Origin of the sequence: Streptomyces anandii JCM 4720, from assembly GCF_014650655.1 — a bacterium.
GTDB classification, from domain to species: domain Bacteria; phylum Actinomycetota; class Actinomycetes; order Streptomycetales; family Streptomycetaceae; genus Streptomyces; species Streptomyces anandii.
The window spans coordinates 12,059-15,614 of the sequence record NZ_BMVJ01000042.1 but is presented as its reverse complement, the minus strand read 5'-3'; the positions used below and the strand labels follow the sequence as shown (position 1 = coordinate 15,614).

Sequence of the window (3,556 nt, the reverse complement as noted above, 5' to 3'; positions counted from 1 at the left end):
CTGCTGCGCGGCGGCCGTCCGGAGGCCGCGTCGGTCGCCTCGGCGCTCGCCGCGCTGCACGTGCGCGGCACGGCCGTCGACTGGGCCGCGTACTTCGAGGGCAGCGGCGCGCGCCGCGTCGAGCTGCCGACGTACGCCTTCCAGCGCCGGCGCTACTGGCTCGACGTGGGCTTCTCCGCCGAGGACGTGATGGCCGCCGGCCTCGACGCCGCGGACCATCCGCTGCTCGGCGCGACGGTCGAACTCCCCGACTCCGGTGGCCTGATCCTCACCGGCAGGCTGTCCCTGCAGACCCAGCCGTGGCTCGCCGACCACACCGTCATGGACAACGTCCTGCTGCCCGGCACGGCGTTCGTCGAACTCGCCCTGCGCGCCGCGCAGGAGACCGGCTGTCACAGCGTCGAGGAACTGACCCTGGAAGCGCCGCTGATCCTGCCCGAGCGCGGCGGGCTGCACCTGCGCCTGTCGGCCGGCCCGCCGGACGACGACGGCCGGCGCGCCCTCAGCCTGCACTCGCGTCCCGAGGACGCGGCCGACGGCCACCCCTGGCAGCGGCACGCGGCGGGCCTGCTCGGCACGGCGCCCGGTCCCCTGGCCTCGGGGGCCGAGCCCTTCGGACTGACCGTGTGGCCTCCCGAGGGCGCCACCGAGATCGGCACGGACGGCCTGTACGAAGCCGCCGCCGCGGCCGGGCTCGGCTACGGCCCCGCCTTCCAGGGGCTTCGGGCCGCCTGGCGGCACGGTGACGAACTCTTCGCCGAGATCGGCCTGCCCGACGGGCAGTTGACCGACACGGCCGCCTTCGGGCTGCACCCGGCGCTGCTCGACGCCGCCCTGCACGGGATCGGCCTGGGCGGACCCGGACTCGCCCAGGACAGCGGCGCCGGCGCGGACGGTCCGAGGCTGCCGTTCGCGTGGACCGGGGTACGGCTGTACGCGGCGGGCGCCGGCTCGCTCAGGGTGCGGCTCACTCCGGGCCCGTCCGGCGGTGTCGCGCTGCGGCTCGCCGACGCGGAGGGGCGTCCCGTCGCCGCCGTGGACGAGCTGATCCTGCGCCCGGTGACCGCCGGACAGCTCGGCACGCCGCGGGACGGCGGGCACGAATCACTGTTCCGGGTCGACTGGGCCCGCGTGACGGTCGCCGGGGACGGCATCCCGGTCGGCGAAAGCTGGGCCGTGCTCGGCGGCGCGGGGGAGGCGGAGGCCGTCCTCGGCGGCGAAAACCTCGTCCGTCACCTGGACTTGGCCGCACTGGCCGAGTCGGCGGTCGCCGAAGGCTCCGTACCCGATGTGGTGCTCGTCCCGTTGAGCAGCACGGCCGCGGCGGACACCGCCGTCGCCGCCAGGGCCGCCGCCCGCGCCGCCCTGCGGACGGTGCAGGACTGGCTCGCCGACGAACAACTCGCGAGCGCACACCTGGTGTTCGTCACCACCGGTGCGATCGCCGCCCGCCCCTCCGACGACGTCACGGACCTCGTCCACGCCCCGGTGTGGGGTCTGGTCCGGGCCGCGCAGTCCGAGAACCCCGGCCGGTTCACGCTGATCGACACCGACGGCACCGAGGCCTCCCGCCGTGCGCTCCCCGCCGCCCTGACCGCCGGGGAACCCCAGCTGGCCCTGCGGTCGGGCGAGGCCCTGGCCTGCCGCCTCACCCGCGTCACGGACACACCCGAGCGGCCCGCCGCCGCCCTGGCGCCCGACCCGGACGGCACCGTCCTCGTCACCGGCGCCGGAACCCTCGGCCGGCTCGTCGCCCGGCACCTGGTGGCCGAACACGGCGTACGGCACCTGCTGCTGGCCAGCCGCCGCGGTGACGCCACCGAGGGCGCCGCCCAACTCACCGCCGAACTGGCCGAGTCGGGCGCCGAGGTGACCTGGGCGGCCTGCGACGCGGCCGACCGGGAGGCGCTGGCCGCGCTGCTGGTGCGGATCCCCGCCGAGCACCCCCTGACCGCGGTGATCCACACCGCCGGCGTGCTCGACGACGGCGTCCTCGACTCGCTGACCGGGGAACGCCTGGACCGGGTGCTGCGCCCGAAGACCGACGCCGCCTGGAACCTGCACGAACTGACCCGCGACCTCGACCTGTCCGCGTTCGTGCTCTTCTCCTCCGTGGCCGGACTGTTCGGCGCCGCCGGACAGGGCAACTACGCGGCGGCCAACACCTTCCTCGACGCCCTCGCCCAGCACCGCGCCGCCCACGGCCTGCCGGCCACCTCGCTGGCCTGGGGCGTGTGGGCCACCGAGGACGGCATGGCCGGCGGCCTGACCGACGCCGACCTCACCCGCATGGCCCGCGCCGGCGTCGCCCCGCTGGCCGTCGAGGAGGGCCTGGCCCTGTTCGACACCGCCGGCACGCTCGGCGTACCGCTGCTCGTGCCGATGCGCACCGACGCCGCGGGCCTGCGCGCCCAGGCCGCCGCCGGCACCCTGCCGCCGCTGCTGCGCGCACTGGTGCGCACCCACACCGCCCCGCGCGCCGCCACCGGCCAGGGCACGGCCGGCGCCCCCGCCGTGTCCGCGTCCTCCCTGGAACAGCGCCTGGCGGCCCTGTCGGGCGCCGAACGCGAACGTGCCCTGCTCGACGTCGTACGTGCCCAGGTCGCCGCCGTACTCGGCCACGGCGGGCCAGACGCGGTCGACGCCGCCCGGGGCTTCCTGGACCTGGGCTTCGACTCGCTCACCGCGGTCGACCTGCGCAACCGCCTCGGCACGGCAGCCGGGATCCGCCTGCCCGTCACGCTGATCTTCGACTACCCGACGCCCACGGCGCTCGCCGGCCACCTCGGCGAGCGGCTGGCCGAACGGCTCGGCGAGAACACCGCCCCGGCCGCCCAGGGCGTGCACGCCGAACTCGACCGGCTCGAGGCGATCCTCACCGCGGTCGCCCCCGACGACGTCGAACTCGCCGGCATCGACGCCCGCCTGCGAGACCTCCTGTCCAAGTGGAACGAGAAGCACAGTGCACCCGAGAGCAGCGCGAGCGACGACATCGACTCGGCGACCGCGGACGAGATCTTCGACCTCCTCGACGGTGAGCTCGGTCTCTCCTGATCCGCGGGGCCTCTCGGCCGAGTCCGACCCGCGGCGCGTACTCCTTTCCCCCACCGACACCACTGGCACCACTGACACCACGGGACGGCGTAAATGGTGAACGAGGAGAAGTACCTCGATTACCTCAAGCGGGCGACGACCGACCTGCGCGAGGCCCGGCGACGGCTGCGCGAGGTGGAGGAGAGGGACACCGAGCCGATCGCCGTCGTGGCGATGAGCTGCCGCTACCCAGGCGGTGTGCGCACCCCCGAGGACCTGTGGGCACTCGTCGCCCGCGGCGGCGACGCCGCGTCCGCCTACCCCGCCGACCGCGGCTGGGACACCGACGTCCTCTTCGACCCCGAGCCGGACGCCGACGGCCGGCCCAGGCGGTACGTGCCCGAGGGCGGCTTCCTGCACGACGCGGCCGAGTTCGACCCGGCGTTCTTCGGGATCTCGCCGCGCGAGGCGCTGGCGATGGACCCGCAGCAGCGGCTGCTCCTGGAGACCTCCTGGGAGGCCT

General features: G+C 75.8%; 2 protein-coding genes. Both read left to right on the top strand.

Annotated features, from left to right (window positions below; genetic code table 11):
• Nucleotides 1-3,054 (top strand): type I polyketide synthase (locus IE249_RS34765; RefSeq protein WP_189711396.1); only part of this gene is annotated, 3,054 nt, incomplete at its 5' end.
• A 93-nt stretch (nucleotides 3,055-3,147) separates the two neighbouring features.
• Nucleotides 3,148-3,556: beta-ketoacyl synthase N-terminal-like domain-containing protein (locus IE249_RS39550; protein ID WP_229859979.1), on the top strand; the 409-nt coding region annotated here is incomplete at its 3' end.